Source organism: Serratia sp. M24T3 (assembly GCF_000257645.1).
GTDB lineage: Bacteria > Pseudomonadota > Gammaproteobacteria > Enterobacterales > Enterobacteriaceae > Rouxiella.
Window position 1 is genome coordinate 1 of the sequence record NZ_AJHJ01000086.1, and the last position, 881, is coordinate 881.

General features: G+C 53.2%; 1 protein-coding gene. It reads right to left on the bottom strand.

Annotation, left to right across the window (positions count from 1 at the left end; all coding sequences use genetic code 11):
- Positions 1–139 precede the first annotated feature (139 nt).
- The coding region (locus SPM24T3_RS24065) for a flagellar basal body P-ring protein FlgI (RefSeq protein WP_009639449.1) at positions 140–881 on the bottom strand (742 nt) is incomplete at its 5' end.

Here is an 881-nt window from a genome sequence, read left to right on the forward strand (position 1 = left end):
CCTTTGCGCATTTGCTGGGTCATTGAACGTAGGAACATCGCCTCGAACTGTTCTGAGGCCTGAGCAATATTTTGCGGTTTGGCGGAGCCGCCGAAATCACCTGGAATATAGGCGCGTGACGTGCTGATAGCTGCAACCATTAGATGACCACCAGTTCAGCGTCAAGAGCACCGGCTTCATGCAGCGCTTGCAAAATGGCCATCATGTCATCGGGAGATGCACCAAGGCTGTTAATCGTATCAACAATACTTCGCAGACTGGTGCCCGCGGCAACGGAGATCATTTGTCCCTTACCCTGATTGACCGCAATATTGCTTTGCGGCGTGACCACGGTTTTGCCTTTGCCGAATGAGTTGGGTTGGCTGACATTGCGGGATTCGCTGATATTGACCGTTAGATTTCCGTGAGAAACCGCCGCTGCATGCACGACCACGCCTTCACCTATCACCACGGTTCCGGTGCGTGCGTTAAACACCACGCGAGGCTGTACTTTTCCTGAAGTTACCGGCAGATCTTCCAGCATCGACATAAAAGCGACCCGTGCGCCGGGGTCATTTGGCGCATTGACGATGACATTAGTGGCGCTTTGTGCGGTGGCAGTCTGTGCGCCAAAAGCCTGATTGAGAGCGATAGCGACATTATTGGCAGTTTTAAAACTGGGGCTTTTCAGATTGAGGATCACCGTATTATTGCTTTGAAAATCGCTGGCAATTTCCCGCTCCACTGATCCACCATTCGGCACCAGTCCCACAGTCGGAGTATTGACAGTTATGCTCGAGCCGCTTTCACCCTGCGCCTTGAAGCCGCCGACCACGACATTACCCTGTGCCAGCGCGTAGACCTCGCCGTCTGCACCGCGTAGTTGAGTCAGCAACAATGTA